This is a genomic window from Haloferax sp. SDI50 (genome assembly GCF_059802635.1).
Genome location: NZ_JBPULL010000001.1, coordinates 2,690,678 through 2,705,759, shown reverse-complemented (window position 1 = coordinate 2,705,759; position 15,082 = coordinate 2,690,678). Strand labels below are relative to the sequence as shown.

Here is a 15,082-nt window from a genome sequence, read left to right as displayed (position 1 = left end):
CTCGGGCGATGCCAGACGGCGAGGCCGCCGCCGGAATGGACGCCTTCGCGACGCTCTCGTCGCCCGTTCGGAACGCGCTCTCGGAGCGCGGCTTCACGACGCCCACCGAGCCGCAGCGCCGGGCGATTCCCCCGCTTGCGGACGGGAAACACGGCCTCATCATCGCGCCCACGGGCACCGGCAAGACCGAGACGGCGATGCTGCCGGTGTTTTCGGCCATCGCCGACGCCGAGGACCGATTCGGGGTTTCGGCGCTCTACATCACCCCGCTTCGGGCGCTGAACCGCGACATGCGCGAGCGACTCGACTGGTGGGGCGAACGGCTCGACATCGACATCGACGTTCGCCACGGCGACACCACGCAGTACCAGCGCCAGAAGCAGGCGAACGACCCGCCGGACGTGCTGGTGACGACGCCCGAGACGCTGCAGGCGATGCTCACGGGAAAGAAGCTCAGAACGGCGCTGTCGGACGTGCACCACGTCGTCGTCGACGAGGTCCACGAACTCGCGTCCGCCAAGCGCGGCGCGCAGTTGACAATCGGGTTGGAACGCCTCCGCGAGCTGGCCGGGGCGTTCCAGCGAATCGGCCTCTCGGCGACGGTCGGGTCGCCCGACGAGGTCGGGAAGTTCCTGACCGGCGACCGCCCGTTCGAGGTCATCGAGGTCGACGTGGACAACCGCGTCGAGTTCGAGGTGGTCCGCCCCGAGGTGACGAACGAGGACGAGGCGCTGGCCGGGAAACTCGCCACCGACCCCGAGATAGCGAGTCACGTCCGGACGATTCGAGATATCGTCCGCGACCACGAGTCGGTGCTCGTCTTCGTCAACACCAGGCAGACCGCGGAGGCGCTCGGCTCGCGGTTCAAGGCGCTCGGTGACCCCATCGAGGTCCACCACGGCTCGCTGTCGAAAGACGTTCGCATCGACGTGGAAGACCGCTTCAAGGCCGGCGAGTTGGACGCGCTCATCTGCACGTCGTCGATGGAACTCGGTATCGACGTGGGACGAGTCGACCACGTCGTCCAGTACAACAGCCCCCGCGAGGTGTCGCGGCTCCTCCAGCGGGTCGGCCGCGCGGGCCACCGCTTGGGCGTCGTCTCCCGCGGGACCGTCGTCACCGACCACCCCGACGACACGCTCGAAGCGCTCGCCATCGCCCGGCGGGCCGTCTCCGGCGAGGTCGAACCCGCCCGCGTCCACCACGGCAGTCTCGACACCGTCGCCAACCAAATCGTCGGCGTCGTCATGGACTACGGCGACGTGTCGGCCCGCCGCGCCTACGAGATTATCACGCGGGCGTACCCCTTCCGCGACCTCGACGAGGACGACTTCCGCGCCGTCGTCCGCGAACTCTCGGGCAACCGCCTCCTCTGGCTCGACGAGGACAAGGACCTCCTCGAGAAGTCCGGCGGCACGTGGCAGTACTTCTACGCCAACCTCTCGATGATTCCCGACGAGGAAACCTACGACGTGCACGACATCTCCTCGCGCCGGCAGATAGGGACGCTCGACGAGAAGTTCGTCCTCAACTTCGCCGCGCCGGGCGCGACGTTCATCCAGCGCGGCGAGATGTGGCGCGTCAACGACGTGGACGACGAGGAGGCGCGGGTGAACGTCTCGCCCATCGAGGACCCCGGCGGCGAGGTGCCGTCGTGGGTCGGCTCGGAGATTCCGGTGCCCGCGCCGGTCGCCGGCGAGGTGGGCGAACTCCGCGACGTGGCCGCGCCGCAGTTCGAATCCGGGGCCGACCGCGAGGCCGTCGCCCGCGACATCGCCATGCGCTACCCGACAGACGAGGCCACGGTCAGGTCCGCGCTCGGCCCCATCGAGAGACAGGTCGAAGCCGACGCGCCGATTCCGACGGCGAACAGGCTCGTCCTCGAAGGCTCGCCCCGGAAGGTGACGCTGAACTCGCCGTACGGCCACCGGGTGAACGAGACGCTCGGCCGACTCCTGTCGGCGCTCATCGGCCAGCGAACCGGCTCGTCGGTCGGCATGGAGGTCGACCCCTACCGCGTCGAGTTCGACGTGCCGGGGAAGGTCCGCCCGACGACGTTCGCCGAGGTGCTCCGCGAGACCGACCCCGACCACGTCGAGGCGCTGCTCGAACTCGCGCTCAAGCGGTCGGACTCGCTGAAGTTCACGCTCGCGCAGGTGGCCGCGAAGTTCGGCGCGCTCAAGCGCTATCAGGGGAAAGGTCGCTTTGGCGGCGACCGCCTCCTCGCCGCGCTGGAGGACACGCCCGTCTACGACGAGGCCGTCCGCGAGGTGTTCCACACCGACCTCGCCGTCGAGGAGACGGTCGAACTGCTCCGCCGCGTCCGCGACGGCGACGTGGAACTGGCCGTCGCCCGCGAACCGACCGCTATTGGAACCGGCGGCCGCGGGTCGGGGACCGACCTGCTCGTCCCCGAGAACGCCGACGCGAGCGTCATCGAGACGGTCCGTGACCGGATTCAGAACGACCGCGTGCTGTTGGCGTGTCTCCACTGCAAAGACTGGACCCGCAAGACGAAGGTAAAGCGCGTCCGCGACCCCGTGGAGTGCCCCGAATGCGGCGCGACCCGCGTCGCCGCGCTCAACCCGTGGGACGACGAGACGGTGAAGGCGGTCCGCGCGCCGGAGAAAGACGACGAACAGGAGCGGCTGACGAAGCGAGCCTACCGCTCGGCGAGTCTGGTGCAGGCCCACGGCACGCGGGCGGTCGTCGCGCTCGCGGCCCGCGGGGTCGGCCCGCACAACGCCGCGCGCATCATCAACAAACTCCGCGAGGACGAAGACGACTTCTACCGCGACATCCTCGAACGGGAGCGGGAGTACGCCCGAACCCAGTCGTTCTGGGACTGACGGGGCCAGTTCCGGGTTCGACGCTTACTCCTCGATGGCCCACTCGTCGAGAATCTCGGTCGTCGCGGCCGCCAGCGCCTCGAAGTCCTGCATCGAGATGCCGTCGGTCGTGACGAAGACGCCGAAGTCCTCGACGGTGATGCGGACGAGATAGCCGTTTTCGAACACGCGAATCGTGTACTCGTAGTCACCGAGTTCGGACCCGCGGTAGGCGTCTTGGGTCATCTTGAAGTCGTGCCACTCGTTGCCGATAAAGGAGTTCAGGTCGGCCTCCTGTTCGAGGTCCTCGCGGAGGTACACCTGCACGTAGTCGAAGCGGTTGAAGTAGGTGAGCGAGCGGAGGCTATCACCGACGGCCGTGCGGCAGACGGTGACGAGCTTTTCCTCTGCTTCCTCGGGGAGGAGATTGGACATCGCTTCAGCCTGTGGGAGCGAGTGCCAAATAGGCGGCGGCTTCGACAGGTCCGGTCGGGATGAGACGTGGAACCGACCGGATTGCTGTGCTAATTCTGATTGTTACTCTCAAGCACATTGATTATAATTCACACGGAGGAGACGAACGAGTCGTCATGGCCGACGACGCCCTCGGACTGGCGATGTTGGACCGCGTTCGCGGCTGTCTGCGCGCCCCGTGCGTCTACCGCGCCGCCGACGACGCCGGAGCCGCCGCCGGCGACGCGCACGTCTACGAGAACTATCTCGTTCCCTTCGAGCGGTGGCCCGCCGCGAAGCGCGAGTTCGTCGACTCGCTTCGGACACCCGTCCTCGACGTGGGGTGCGGCGCGGGCCAGCACGCCCTCGCCGTACAGGAGCGCGGGGAGGTCGTCGCCTTCGACGTGAGCCCGAACGCGGTGCGCGCGGCCCGCGAGCGCGGCGTCGAGACGGCGGTCGTCGCCGATATGTTCGACCCGCCGTTCGATGCGAGCGAGTCGGAGTCGTCGGCAGATGGCTTCGAGACGGTGCTCGACAACGGGACGCAGGTCGGCCTCGCGGGCTCGCTGGACGGTCTCACCGACCTCCTCGCGTTGTTTGCCGACCTCGTTTCGTCCACCGGCGAGGTCGTCGTTGACTCGTACGACCCGACGCGCATCGACCTCGAACGATTCTTCGGCTACCGGTCGGACCCGCGGGAGGGCATCGCTCGGCGGTCGTTCCGCGTCGAGTACGGCAACCTGCGCGGGCCGACGCTCGACTTCGTTCTCGTCTCGCCCGCCCGACTCCGGGCGGTCGCCGCCGAGGCGGGCCTCGACGTGCACGAGGTGACCGTGCCGAACACCGAGTCGAGTTACTACCGGGCGCGACTGGCGTGAGTCGGTGCGGTCGCGGTGGCTCTGCGAGCGAGGTCGATGCGGTCGGGCCGCTTCTCGACCCCTACTCCCAGCGGTTGGTCGCCTCGTTGCGCCGCGGGAGGAACGGAAGGAGCAGCGCGACGGCGAAGACGATACCCGCGATGGCGAGGTAGTCGGGCGTCCCAAGGACGACCGCGACGAGCGAGAACACCGAGGCCTCGCCGGCGGCGACGGCCGAGACCGCACCCGGGTCGTTGTTCAGCAACACGAGGAACATGAACATCGCCTCGGCAAACGCGACCCGGAGGCCGGCCTTCGTCACCCACCACGTCGCGGAGAGCGGGCCGCCGGTCAGCGCGCCCCACTCCCGGCGGACCTTCCGCCGCCACGCCGCGTTCACGACACACCTCTGTTGCGAGTGAACATGAGACACGGTACGCGGCGAAACGAGATAATCTCGCAGGTGGTGCGGGGGCGTGGTCGCCTCCCGCGCTCGCCCCCGTCAGACCCGCGTCGGTGAGACCGATTCCAGCGCTGCCTCGAAGTGCGCGCGGGTAATGCGCACCTCGTCGGCGTGGTCGTTCGCCTCGGTGCCCTCGTAGGCGTCGGCCACGTCCTGAATCGCGCGGAGGGCGGCCTCGCGGCAGACCGCGGCCACGTCGGCCCCGGTGTAGCCGTCCATGTGGGCGGCCACGTCGCCGAGGTCCACGTCGGTGCCGAGCGGCTTGTTTCGGACGTGCACGTCGAGGATGGCGCGGCGCGCCTCGATGTCGGGAGCGGGCACCTCGACGTGGGTCTCCAGTCGGCCGGGTCGGAGGAGCGCGGGGTCGAGCGCGTCCCGGCGGTTCGTCGCCGCGAGGACGACGAGGTTCGGGTTGTCGGCGGCGTTGTCCATCTCCGTCAGGAGTTGCGAGACGACGCGTTCGGTGACGCCCGAGTCCGACCCGGCGCTGTCGCGGTCGGTGGCGATGGCGTCTATCTCGTCGAAGAAGACGATACTCGGCGCGGCCTGTCGGGCGCGGTCGAACACCTCGCGGACGGATTTTTCGGACTCACCGACGTAGCGGTCCAGCAGTTCGGGGCCGGCGACGTGGATGAAGTTGACGCCGCTTTCGGCCGCGATGGCGCGGGCGAGCATCGTCTTGCCGGTCCCCGGCGGACCGTGGAGGAGCACGCCCGTCGGCGGGTCAGTCGAGGCCGCCTCGAACAGCGGCGCGTAGGTCAACGGCCACGTCACCGCGCGTTCGAGCGTCCGCTTTACGTCGTCGAGGCCGCCGACGCCCTCGAACCCCTCGGTCGGCTGTTCGGCGACGTACTCGCGCATCGCCGAGGGTTCGACCGTCGCCATCGCGGACTCGAAGTCGGCGCGCGTGACGGTCATGTCCGCGACGGCGACGCGTCCCTCCTCGTCTCCGCCCTCGTTTCTGCTTCCGCTTCCGCCCCCACTCTCCCGGCGGACGCGCCGGAGCGCGGTCATCGCGGCCTCCTTGGCCAGCGATTCGAGGTCGGCACCGACGAAGCCGTGGGTTCGAGAGGCGAGCCGGTCGATGTCCACGCCCTCGGCGAGGGGCATCCGCCGGGTGTGTACGTCGAGAATCTCGCGGCGGCCCGCCTCGTTCGGGACGCCGATTTCGATTTCGCGGTCGAAGCGGCCGCCGCGGCGGAGCGCCGGGTCGAGGCTGTCGACGCGGTTCGTCGCGCCGATGACGACCACGTCGCCGCGGGCGTCCAGCCCGTCCATGAGCGACAGCAGTTGGCCGACGACGCGGTTTTCGAGGTCGCCGCCGTCGTCGCGCTTCGACGCGATGGAGTCGATTTCGTCGAAGAAGATGATGGCCGGCGCGTTCTCGCGGGCCGACTGGAACACCTCGCGCAGTTTCTCCTCGGACTCGCCTTTGTACTTCGAGAGCACCTCCGGCCCGGAAATCGTGGTGAAACTCGCGTCGACCTCGTTGGCGACGGCCTTGGCGATGAGGGTCTTCCCCGTGCCCGGCGGGCCGTGTAAGAGCACGCCCTTCGGCGGCTCGATGCCGAGGTGGGCGAACACCTCGGGTTCGGACAGCGGGAGCTCTATCATCTCGCGGACGAGGTCGAGTTCGTCGTCGAGGCCGCCGATGTCCTCGTAGGTGACGCCCGTCGCTCGCCCGCGGCTCCCGTCGTCGCCGCCGTCGTCGCCGCCCGTCACGCTCTTGACGGCGTCACGGACGGCCTCGCTCGCGCCCTTCGAACTCGTCGCCGTCACGGAGACGGTCGTCGCGTCGGTGACGCGGACCACACCCTCCGGGGCGGTTTCGCTGACGACGAGGGCGGCCCCGCCGAGGCGCTCGACGCGGACGCGGTCGCCCTCGCGGAGCGGGCGGTTCCGAAGCTCCGCCTTCACGACCTCCTCGATGGTCTCGCGGTCTACGCTGGTTCGCTCGAAGGCGCTGGGGCCGGCGAGCGTCACGGAGCGCGCGTCCTCGACGTCGATTTTCCTGACGCGGACGCTGTCGCCGATTTTCACGCCGGCGTTGGCCCGCGTGTCGGCATCGACGAGCATCTCGCCCACCGCCGCGCCGGGGCGGGCGGGCCACATCTTCGCGACCGTCTCTCGGGACCCTTCGATGACGACCGTCTCGCCGCTGAGCACGCCGAGTTCCCGGCGGGCGGCCTCGGGGAGGCGGGCGATGCCGCGGCCCGCGTCGCGTTTCTCCGCGGCGCGGACGACGAGCGTCACCCCATCTTCTGACATGCCACCCAGTTCGCCCGCTCGACCCTTGAGGGTTCGCCCGGAGTAACGGTTTTCCCGGACGGCGCGGTAACACTAAGCATGGTTGCCACGACGGAGAAAGACGGTGCGACGTGGTACCGGTGCGAAGAGTGCGGGATGCTGTTCGACGTGCGGTCCGACGCCGAGGCTCACGAGGAGAACTGCGACACGGACAGCCCGTCGTACTTGCAGTAGCGGGGAAGCGAGAGCGTCGGCGGCGACGGCGGCGAGCGCGAGGGTTACGCGGCGAGCGCGAGAGCTACGCCGGGTCGTGTTCGTCCGCGAGTCGCTCGGCGTGGTCCAGCGAGGTCGCGCGCTCCCAGCGGACGCGCTCGGCGTCGCCGTAGGCGAGCGCCTCTTTCAGTTCGTCGCGGAGGACGCCCACGCCGCGGCCGACGAGGTCGCCGTCGGCGTCGCCGAGTTCGTAGTAGCCGTAGGCCTCCGGAGCCTTGCCGATGGTCCGCGTTTCCAGCGGCTCCCAGCGCTTCCGGAGCATCACTCGGCGACGAACTCGTAGGAGTCTTCGCCCCAGTCGTCCTCGACGAAGACGAACACGCGGCCGCGGGCGACCTCGGGGTCGGCCTCGATTTCGAAGCGGTGGCCGGGCACCCGCCGGACGAGGACGCCGGGGAACAGCTCCTCTTCTTCGTCCTCACCGAGGATGACGCGGCCGACGCCGCTCGATTCGAGCACCTCGTCGTGGCTCGTGAGGTCGTTGACGTACATCATGACGCCCTCCGTCTCGGTGGGGTCGGTGACGAGGACGTGGACCTCCTTGCCGGGGGCGGTGGCGAGCGTGCCCGTGACCGCCTGGGGGACGCCCCGGTAGACTGTGGTTCGGTTGTCGAGGTACTCCACTTCGACGCCGTAGTCGTGGAGTTCGACGCCGAGCGTGCTCGGGGCGATGTCGTTGCGGGCGCGCATGGCTCACCGTTGCTTCGGGGACGGCAAAAGCGTCGCGTCTCGGGACGACTCGCGCCGGGCGTCGCTTCCGCCGCCGCGTCCCCGAACCTACGGGCGAAAACGGCACGGACCGCCACACATAACACGGTGTGCCGACCTCCCCGAAGTATGCACGGCCGAGCCACCGCCCTCGGGGCGGGCACCGTCTTGAACGCCCTCGCGACGGCGACCGGCTCCGCGTTCGCCATCGACGCGGAGACCACTGCGTCGGTCGAACTGGACGACTCCGGCGAGGTCCGCGGCAGCATCGCGGAGGCCCCCGACGACGACGCGCATCTCATCGAGCGCTGTGTCGAACTCGTCGTCGAGGCGTTCGGTGACGGCGAGGGCGGCACCGTCGAGACCGAAAGCGACCTGCCGATGGCCGCCGGCCTCAAGAGTTCGAGCGCCGCCGCCAACGCGACGGTGTTGGCGACGCTCTCGGCGCTCGGTCGCTCGGTCGGCCCCGGCCCGGACGCCGATATCTCCCGCCTCGACGCCTGCCGGATGGGCGTCCGCGCCGCCCGCGAGGTCGGCGTCACCGCCACCGGCGCGTTCGACGACGCCGCGGCCTCCATGGTCGGGGGCGTCGTCGTCACCGACAACACCGAAGACGACCTCATCGCCCGCGACGAGGTCGACTGGGACGTGCTCGTGTGGACGCCCCCGGAGCGCGCTTACAGCGCCGACGCCGACGTGAGCCGCTGTGAGAACGTCGCCCCGATGGCCGACCTCGTGGCCGACCTCGCGCTCGAAGGCCGCTACGCCGAGGCGATGACCGTCAACGGCCTCGCCTTCTCGGCCGCGCTCGACTTCCCGACCGACCCCGCCGTCGAGGCGATGCCCATCGCCGACGGCGTCTCGCTGTCCGGGACCGGCCCGAGCGTCGTCGCCGTCGGCGACCGCGCCGACCTCGAACGCGTCGCGGACTTGTGGGACGCCCGCGAGGGGGAGACCCGACTGACGACCACCCGAACCGACGGAGCACGAATCCAATGACAGACGACACCGTAGACGCCGCCGCAGAATCGTTTCAGGACATGTCCCTCGACGAACTTCGCGAGGAGATAGAGGATATCGACCGCGGCATCGTCGAACTCATCGCCCGCCGAACCTACGTCGCCGACACGGTGGCGAAGGTCAAAGCCGAGAAGGACCTGCCGACGACCGACGAGTCCCAAGAAGAGCGCGTGATGGAGCGCGCCGGGAAGAACGCGGCCCACTTCGAGGTCGATTCGAACCTCGTGAAGGCGATTTTCCGACTGCTCATCGAGATGAACAAGGCCGAACAGCGGCAGAACCGGTAGTCGAAACCCACGGCGGCGTTCGTTCTCAGCCGGCGAGTATGCAGAATCAGCGGCTGTTGTTCAGTTAGTCGGCGGTCGTCGAACCCGAACCGGACCGGCATATTCACCGAACCTCCCGACTCACTTCTCCCATGTCCCTCCCCGGCGAAGCCGAGACGTACGTATCGAGTGTCTTCATCGAAGCGAACTTCGACGCCGTCTGGGAGCGCATCTCCGACCCCAGCACCTTCCCGGAGATGTATCCCGCGTGGACCGCCGACGTGCAGCAGATAGACGACGCGACGTACCGAGGCACGGGCCCGGAGGGTGACGAGTTCATCATCCGCCCGAAACTGAACCGCGAGTTCGGCGTCGCGGACTTCGATGTCGAGGCGGACGGACACGTCGAACGGTCGCGTTCGCGCCTGTTCGACGTGACCGACGACGCCTGCCAACTCGTTCATGTGGCGGTTCGCTGGGAGGGTGTCGACGACGAGCACTGGGGGCGACACAAGCGGGGAACCGACGCGGACCTCGAACGGATGAAGCGACTCGTCGAATCCGAGTCGTCGAACTGAACGCCGGTTCGTTCCCTCGCGGAGGCGACGATCCGGCAGTCGAAATCGCCGTGTCCCTCGCCAGCGCGGAGACGCTCCACAACTCACCACGGACAGCGCGCGGCGAACGAAGCTCGATTGCTCCGATTCGGAGCCGCGACGCCGCGTCACTCGCGGATGACCATCACCTTCACCCGCCGGACCGCGTCGAAGTCGCGGAGCCGATAGGTCAGCGCCCGGACGCGCGCCGCGGGGCCGCGGCAGAACAGCGATTCGAGGCACCACTCGCCCTGATGGGTGTGACTCGTGTTGAGGATGACGTCCTGAAACTCGTGTTGCGTCCCGTGAAGCTCGCGAATCACGTCGTGGTGGCGGTAGTCGAAGCCGACGAGCGCGACGACCTCGCCGGAGACGTCTTCGAGTCGGGCGTGGGACTCGACGAACTCGCGCATGGCCTCTCGAACCGCCCGCGACCGGTTTTCGATGCCCTCGTCGCGCCACGCCCGGTCGAACTCAGCGACCAGTTCGTCGGGGATGTTGAAACTCGTCCGCATTACCTCCAACTGACGCGTACAGCTACAAGAGTGCTCGTTATGACGATACCCGCGGTTCGGTATTAACAACCCCTATACCCGTCGTTTGCCACGGATACGGTAGCACATGGCCACGAACGAACTGCTCGGCCTCGTCGCCGGCGCGGTACTCCTCGGAGCCGTCCACGGCGTCGAACCGGGTCACGGCTGGCCCGTCGCCGCGTCGTACGCGCTCGACCAAGCGAACAAGTGGGTGTACGGGTTCGCGGCGAGTTTCATCCTCGGGGTCGGCCACCTCGTCAGCAGTATCGCGATGGTGGGCGTGTTTTTCTACGCGAAGGCGTACTTCGACCTCACGCGGGTCAACGAGTCGATTACGATACTCGGCGGCGTCCAAATCGGCGGCCCAGTCAGTCTCGTCGCCGGCGTCTTGCTCATCGTACTCGGTATCCGAGAGTACACCCACGGGCATTCTCACGGCACGCACGGGCACGACGACGACCACGGGGGCCACAGCCACGGCGATGACCACGGCCACTCACGCGACCACGGCGAGGGCCATGACCACGGCCACGAACACTCGCACGACGGCGACCAGAGCCATTCACGCGACCACGACGGTCACACCCACGACGGCAACGGGCTGTTTGCCCGCTTGAAGCGTTTCGTCCCCTTCGTCGGCGGGCACTCCCACTCGCACGGCGACCTCGACGACGCCGCGGACCGCGGTCTCCTCGGTATCGCGTGGTTCGCGTTCGTCCTCGGCTTCGCCCACGAGGAGGAGTTCGAGATTATCGCGCTCTGCGCCGGGTCGAACTACTGTCTCGAACTGATGAGCGCCTACGCCGTCACCGTCGTCGTCGGCATCGTCGGGCTGACGATGCTGCTGATTGCGGGCTACGAGCAGTACGAAGACGAGGTCGAGACGTACACGCCGTATCTCCCGGCGTTCTCCGCGGCCGTGTTGGTCCTGATGGGTCTCGGCTTCATCACGGGGCTGTTCTGAGCGGGTCCGGCCCACCGGAACCGACACCGACGCCGATTGCCCCGGCGGTCCGTTCAGCTCCGGCGATAGAGCTATCACCCGGCGACGCATCGGAGCGGTCACGAAGGTGATGTCTATTAACCGCCACAATCGGAATCTTCGTCCGCGGACTCGTTCTCGGCGTCTCGATAGCCGCGCCGGTCGGTCCAATCGGCGTCCTGTGCATCCAGCGAACGCTTTCTAAGGGCCGGCGCTCCGGCTTCGTCAGCGGACTCGGAGCGGCGTCCGCGGACGCGGTCTACGGGACCATCGCGGGGTTCGGCCTCGCCGCGCTCTCGTCGGTGCTGCTCGGCCACCGCAACGCAATCGCGCTCGCCGGTGGGGCGATTCTCCTGTACGTCGGCATCCAGTCGATTCGGGGCGACCCGGCGTCGGTCGCATCGGCTCCGACGACCGAGCGGTCGGCCGTCGTGTCGCCCGACTCGACTGCCCGGACGCTCGCGGCCGACTTCGGGTCGACGTTCCTCCTGACGCTGACGAACCCGGTGACGATACTGGCGTTCGTCGGCATCTTCGCCGGCTTGGGCGTCGGCGTCTCGGGCGACTACCTCGCGGCGGCGGTCCTCGTCGCGGGCGTCTTCGCCGGGTCGGCGCTCTGGTGGTTCGTCCTGAGCGCCGCCGTCGACCGTGTCCGGGAGCGAGTCACCCCGGCGGTCCTCCGCCGGGTGAACCAACTCGCCGGCGTCGTCATCGTCGGGTTCGGCGTCGCGGCGCTCTGGAGCGGCCTGTGACGGGCCACCCGGCACCTCCGCATCCCGCCGGTTCGGTCCCCTCGAACGCTTCGCCGCCGCTATCTCCATATCGCTTGCGACCGTAGTACACGTGTCATGCCCACGCACAAGGCGGAGACGACGTGGACCGGCGGCAAAGACGGGAGCGGCGAGTTCTCGACCGAGAGCGGGACCGTCGAGGGGACGTTCACGTTCCCGACGCGGTTCGAAGACGAACTCGGGTCGAACCCTGAGGAGCTCATCGGCGCGGCTCACTCCGGCTGTTTCTCGATGCAGTTGACCGCGTTCCTCGAAGGCGAGGGCTACGCGCCGACGAGCCTCCACACCGCGGCCGACGTGCACCTCGACCCGGCCGACGGCGGCGGCTTCGAAATCTCTCGCATCGACCTGACGCTCGACGCCGACGTGCCCGACATCGACGAGGAGACGTTTGCCGACCTCGCCCAGCGCGCAAAGGAGAACTGCCCGGTGTCGAAGGCGCTCGCCGGGCCGGAAATCACGCTGACCGCGACGCTCGCCTGAGGGCGCGCGTCGCCCGCCGTTTTTCGTGACCCGACCGAGTCGACCGCGCCCCCGTCTCAGCGGTTCGACTCGAACCAGTCTTCGGCGAAGTCGACCAGCGCGGGTTGGTCGAGGAGCGTCGCCGTCGCGGCCGCGACCGACCCCTCGGTCGCGCCGCGCTGCCTCTCGAACGCCTCGCCGACCGCCTCGAAGTCGTCGGTCCTGACCTCGATATCCTCGTACTCGATGACGACGCGCTCGCCCTCTCGGAGCAGCGGCGCGCGCTCTCTCGTCCGCGTCTTTTCGAAGTCCGCGCGATGCTCAGGGAGGTGGAGCGAGGTGTTGTTCCCGTGGCCGACGCCGAGTAAGAGCACGTCGCCGCCGCGGTCGTACACTCGCGCCAGCGGCGACCCGTCGCCGAGGCCGTAATCGAGTTCGTGGCCACCGACGATTTCCTCGGCGGCTGCGCCCCACGCCGCGAAGGAGACCGTCGGATGCTCGCTGCGGACGACGCCGGGGTAGGTGCGGAAGCACTCGGGCACCACGCCCATCCCGCGGGTCGGCGTCACGTCGGGACGGAACGGCGGCATCGACTCGCCGATGACTTCGACCCAGTCGTCGGGGACCGGCGGGTTCTCCCACGCCGACGGGTCGGTGTACTGGCCGGTGTGGGTCGGCATGACCAATGTTCCGTCGTCGGTCAGCACCGTCTGGAGGGCGTCGACGACCGCCTGCGGACCGCCGGCGACCCAGCCGAGCGAACTGAGCGACGAGTGGACGAGGAGGGTGTCGCCGGCCGCGACGCCGAGCGCGCGGAGGTCCGCGGCGAGCGAATCCACGCTTCCGGGTTCGTCCACGCGCTCGACGGCATCTGCTTCGGACATACGCCTTCGTCAGCCGGGTCGGGATTCAATCTTTGGTGTCGGCCGACCGAAAGGACCAACTCCGACCCCGGTGACGCGTTCGACATGTCACGCGTCTCCGCCCGCGACGCCCTCCGCTACGCGACCGAAGACGACGCCATCGCGCTGTTCGCCGTCATCGTCGGCGGGTGGGTGTTGCTGACCGTCGGCAGTTTCGCCTTCGCAGGCTACGGGTTCGGACTGATGTCCGTTTTCGGAATCCTCGCCTCGCTCGCCGGGGCGCTCGCGGTGTTCGCCGGCGTCGTCGGCCTCGCGTACAAACTGCTGGTGGATAGCCGACGGGCGGCGTCGGAGTGAGAAATCAGTTCACCGCCCGGGAGAGGCCGACGAAGGCCACGTAACAGAGCCCGCCCATCACGAGAAAGCCGAACTGGTAGCCGGTGTTCGAAACGATGTCGACGACCGACTGCGCCGGTCGGAGCAGTTTCAGCCACAGCAGCATACCCACACCGAGTACCGCGACGACCCAGAGGCCTCCCAAGAGCGGCCGCTGTTTCAGGTAGTCGTTGAGTTCGTCGCGGTTCACATCAGCTAAAGATATCACGCCGATGAAAAGACTGCGATGACTGTCTGGCTGTTGCGTGCGAGGGAGCCCGTGAATCGTCGATAGGTCGCTCCGTTCGCCACGGCACGGACTCGCGGCCTCAGAAGAACGGCTCGAACAGGCGTCCGTGGAGGAGGATGACGAGCGGGAGGCTGAACAGCACCGCGATGGTGACGAGGAAGCCGGTGACGCTTCCCGACTCGGCCGCGGCCCGGAGAAACGGAGACATCGGTCTCGTCGGTGCTTCAGGCCCCTCCGCGATACGCTTTGTTGCCCGCTTCGCTCACTCCAGATACGTCTCGGCGAGCGCGTCCAGCGCCTCGTGGCGGTGGGTCGTGTGCGGCGCGGTCAGCGGCGAGACCGACACGCGGCCCTCGACGACGGCCCGACGGTCGGTGCCGTCGGGGTCCGGAATGTCGCCGGTTTCCATCCGCTCCCAGACGCGGTCGTGGAGCTTCACGGTGCCGTTTTCGAACTCCGCGGTCATGTCGTACAGCTCCGAGGGAACCGTCACCTGCATGTCCGCGGGTCCCCCGTCGGGACCGGACATGGGCGCGTTGACGTTGAGGTAGTCGCACTGCTCGAAGACGCCGGCGGATTCGGCGTGTTTGACGAGGTACGACGCGGCGCTGGTCGCCTCGTGGAAGTCCCGCGAGTCGGTCGCTTTCTCGTGCCACGGCAGGTCGCCGCCGGCGGGGACGTACAGCGAGAGGGCGATGGCGGGCACGTCGAAGAACGCGGCCTCGACGGCGGCGCTGACGGTTCCCGACCGGCCGAGGACGTACGCGCCGATGTTAGCGCCCTTGTTGATACCGGAGACGACCATGTCCACGTCGGGACACAGCGCCTCCAAGCCGGCGACCGTGCAGTCGGCGGGCGTCCCCTCCAGCGCGTAGCCGAGTTCGTGCTCGGCGACGACCGCGTCGGTGGACATCTTCCGGCCGACCGCGCTCTGGTCCGTCGCGGGCGCGACCGCGGTCACGTCGGCGAACTCCGAGAGGGCGTCGTAGAGCGCGCGGAAGCCCACGCTCTCGATGCCGTCGTCGTTAGTGAGGAGGATGCTGGGTTCGCTCATGGTCCGTCTGGGGACGGAACCCGCAAAAAGCCATCCGTCGGACACGACCCGTCCGGCC

Annotated in this window: 20 protein-coding genes; 10 read left to right on the top strand and 10 right to left on the bottom strand. The window is 68.5% G+C overall.

Annotated features, from left to right (window positions below; genetic code table 11):
- The first annotated feature begins 8 nt into the window (after positions 1-8).
- Positions 9-2,849 (top strand): DEAD/DEAH box helicase, encoded by a 2,841-nt coding sequence (locus ACSR87_RS14315; RefSeq protein WP_498530921.1) that lies wholly within the window; start codon positions 9-11, stop codon positions 2,847-2,849.
- 24 nt (positions 2,850-2,873) lie between these two features.
- Here the strand turns inward: ACSR87_RS14315 and ACSR87_RS14310 are convergent, their stop codons facing one another.
- Positions 2,874-3,263, bottom strand: a complete 390-nt coding sequence (locus tag ACSR87_RS14310) for a DUF7522 family protein (protein WP_004043606.1) — start codon at positions 3,261-3,263, stop codon at positions 2,874-2,876.
- A gap of 155 nt (positions 3,264-3,418) precedes the next feature.
- Here ACSR87_RS14310 and ACSR87_RS14305 point away from each other — a divergent pair, with 155 nt between their 5' ends.
- Positions 3,419-4,159, top strand: coding sequence for a methyltransferase domain-containing protein (locus ACSR87_RS14305; protein WP_498530920.1), 741 nt, complete (start codon positions 3,419-3,421; stop codon positions 4,157-4,159).
- Positions 4,160-4,220: 61 nt separating this feature from the next.
- Here the strand turns inward: ACSR87_RS14305 and ACSR87_RS14300 are convergent, their stop codons facing one another.
- A complete protein-coding gene (locus ACSR87_RS14300) occupies positions 4,221-4,538 on the bottom strand; it encodes a hypothetical protein (RefSeq protein WP_498530919.1) in 318 nt (105 codons plus the stop codon).
- 102 nt (positions 4,539-4,640) lie between these two features.
- Positions 4,641-6,869: a CDC48 family AAA ATPase gene (locus tag ACSR87_RS14295; RefSeq protein WP_498530918.1), complete on the bottom strand. Its 2,229-nt coding sequence runs from the start codon at positions 6,867-6,869 to the stop codon at positions 4,641-4,643.
- Between the two features lie 78 nt (positions 6,870-6,947).
- Here ACSR87_RS14295 and ACSR87_RS14290 point away from each other — a divergent pair, with 78 nt between their 5' ends.
- Positions 6,948-7,082 carry a DUF7128 family protein gene (locus tag ACSR87_RS14290; RefSeq protein ID WP_004043612.1) on the top strand — a complete coding sequence of 45 codons (135 nt, stop codon included), beginning with the start codon at positions 6,948-6,950 and terminating at the stop codon, positions 7,080-7,082.
- 64 nt (positions 7,083-7,146) lie between these two features.
- Here the strand turns inward: ACSR87_RS14290 and ACSR87_RS14285 are convergent, their stop codons facing one another.
- Both ACSR87_RS14285 and ACSR87_RS14280 read right to left on the bottom strand, forming a co-directional pair.
- Positions 7,147-7,383: a DUF7508 domain-containing protein gene (locus tag ACSR87_RS14285; protein WP_008574037.1), complete on the bottom strand. Its 237-nt coding sequence runs from the start codon at positions 7,381-7,383 to the stop codon at positions 7,147-7,149.
- The gene (locus tag ACSR87_RS14280; RefSeq protein ID WP_004043614.1) at positions 7,383-7,811 is read right to left on the bottom strand and encodes a DUF5796 family protein; all 429 of its coding nucleotides are present in this window, start codon (positions 7,809-7,811) and stop codon (positions 7,383-7,385) included. The genes ACSR87_RS14285 and ACSR87_RS14280 overlap by 1 nt, the downstream gene beginning before the upstream one ends.
- Positions 7,812-7,958: 147 nt before the next feature.
- Here ACSR87_RS14280 and ACSR87_RS14275 point away from each other — a divergent pair, with 147 nt between their 5' ends.
- From ACSR87_RS14275 to ACSR87_RS14265, 3 genes are all read left to right on the top strand, one after another.
- Positions 7,959-8,828, top strand: a complete 870-nt coding sequence (locus ACSR87_RS14275) for a shikimate kinase (RefSeq protein ID WP_498530917.1) — start codon at positions 7,959-7,961, stop codon at positions 8,826-8,828.
- Positions 8,825-9,136, top strand: coding sequence for a chorismate mutase (locus ACSR87_RS14270; RefSeq protein ID WP_004063556.1), 312 nt, complete (start codon positions 8,825-8,827; stop codon positions 9,134-9,136). Before ACSR87_RS14275 ends, ACSR87_RS14270 begins: the two co-directional genes overlap by 4 nt.
- Before the next feature lie 131 nt (positions 9,137-9,267).
- The gene (locus ACSR87_RS14265; protein ID WP_498530916.1) at positions 9,268-9,693 is read left to right on the top strand and encodes a hypothetical protein; all 426 of its coding nucleotides are present in this window, start codon (positions 9,268-9,270) and stop codon (positions 9,691-9,693) included.
- 146 nt (positions 9,694-9,839) lie between these two features.
- Here ACSR87_RS14265 and ACSR87_RS14260 read toward each other — a convergent pair whose 3' ends face one another.
- A complete protein-coding gene (locus ACSR87_RS14260) occupies positions 9,840-10,226 on the bottom strand; it encodes a CopG family ribbon-helix-helix protein (protein ID WP_498530915.1) in 387 nt (128 codons plus the stop codon).
- A gap of 106 nt (positions 10,227-10,332) precedes the next feature.
- Between ACSR87_RS14260 and ACSR87_RS14255 the strand changes: the two genes are divergently transcribed.
- The 3 genes from ACSR87_RS14255 to ACSR87_RS14245 all read left to right on the top strand — a co-directional run bounded on the left by ACSR87_RS14255 (position 10,333) and on the right by ACSR87_RS14245 (position 12,503).
- A complete protein-coding gene (locus ACSR87_RS14255; protein ID WP_498530914.1) occupies positions 10,333-11,211 on the top strand; it encodes a sulfite exporter TauE/SafE family protein in 879 nt (292 codons plus the stop codon).
- Positions 11,212-11,339: 128 nt separating this feature from the next.
- Entirely contained in the window at positions 11,340-11,981 is a 642-nt protein-coding gene (locus ACSR87_RS14250) for a LysE family translocator (RefSeq protein WP_498531073.1), read from the top strand.
- Positions 11,982-12,077: 96 nt separating this feature from the next.
- Positions 12,078-12,503, top strand: coding sequence for an OsmC family protein (locus tag ACSR87_RS14245; RefSeq protein WP_498530913.1), 426 nt, complete (start codon positions 12,078-12,080; stop codon positions 12,501-12,503).
- Between the two features lie 56 nt (positions 12,504-12,559).
- On the opposite strand, the gene ACSR87_RS14240 is transcribed toward ACSR87_RS14245, so the two are convergent.
- The gene (locus ACSR87_RS14240) at positions 12,560-13,366 is read right to left on the bottom strand and encodes an AAC(3) family N-acetyltransferase (protein WP_498530912.1); all 807 of its coding nucleotides are present in this window, start codon (positions 13,364-13,366) and stop codon (positions 12,560-12,562) included.
- A gap of 84 nt (positions 13,367-13,450) precedes the next feature.
- On the opposite strand from ACSR87_RS14240, the gene ACSR87_RS14235 reads away from it, so the two are divergent.
- Positions 13,451-13,702 carry a hypothetical protein gene (locus ACSR87_RS14235; protein ID WP_498530911.1) on the top strand — a complete coding sequence of 84 codons (252 nt, stop codon included), beginning with the start codon at positions 13,451-13,453 and terminating at the stop codon, positions 13,700-13,702.
- Between the two features lie 4 nt (positions 13,703-13,706).
- Here the strand turns inward: ACSR87_RS14235 and ACSR87_RS14230 are convergent, their stop codons facing one another.
- From ACSR87_RS14230 to surE, 3 genes are all read right to left on the bottom strand, one after another.
- Positions 13,707-13,931: a hypothetical protein gene (locus tag ACSR87_RS14230; protein WP_498530910.1), complete on the bottom strand. Its 225-nt coding sequence runs from the start codon at positions 13,929-13,931 to the stop codon at positions 13,707-13,709.
- A gap of 118 nt (positions 13,932-14,049) precedes the next feature.
- A complete protein-coding gene (locus ACSR87_RS14225; RefSeq protein ID WP_498530909.1) occupies positions 14,050-14,178 on the bottom strand; it encodes a hypothetical protein in 129 nt (42 codons plus the stop codon).
- 54 nt (positions 14,179-14,232) lie between these two features.
- Positions 14,233-15,024 (bottom strand): 5'/3'-nucleotidase SurE, encoded by a 792-nt coding sequence (surE, locus tag ACSR87_RS14220; RefSeq protein ID WP_498530908.1) that lies wholly within the window; start codon positions 15,022-15,024, stop codon positions 14,233-14,235.
- Positions 15,025-15,082 lie beyond the last annotated feature (58 nt).